This is a genomic window from Citrobacter sp. Igbk 17 (assembly GCF_028069775.1).
Lineage (GTDB): Bacteria > Pseudomonadota > Gammaproteobacteria > Enterobacterales > Enterobacteriaceae > Citrobacter.
This window is the reverse complement of the sequence record NZ_JANEWI010000105.1, coordinates 1-298: the sequence shown is the minus strand read 5'-3', so window position 1 is coordinate 298 and position 298 is coordinate 1. Positions and strand designations below refer to the sequence as shown.

At 51.0% G+C, this 298-nt stretch carries 2 rRNA genes; both read left to right on the top strand.

What is annotated here, in order from left to right:
- Nucleotides 1-102 (top strand): 23S ribosomal RNA (locus NNO08_RS23000); the annotation flags it as partial.
- A 96-nt stretch (nt 103-198) separates the two neighbouring features.
- A 5S ribosomal RNA gene (rrf, locus tag NNO08_RS22995) occupies nt 199-298 on the top strand; the annotation flags it as partial.

The window sequence follows — 298 nt, the reverse complement described above, 5'->3', positions numbered from 1 at the left end:
CTCCTGAAGGAACGTTGAAGACGACGACGTTGATAGGTCGGGTGTGTAAGTGTAGCGATACATTGAGCTAACCGATACTAATGAACCGTGAGGCTTAACCTTACAACGCCGAAGATGTTTTGGCGAAGAGAGACATCGATTTCAGCTTGATTACAGATTACATCAGAACGCAAAAAGCGGTCTGATAAACAGAATTTGCCTGGCGGCTGTAGCGCGGTGGTCCCACCTGACCCCATGCCGAACTCAGAAGTGAAACGCCGTAGCGCCGATGGTAGTGTGGGGTCTCCCCATGCGAGAG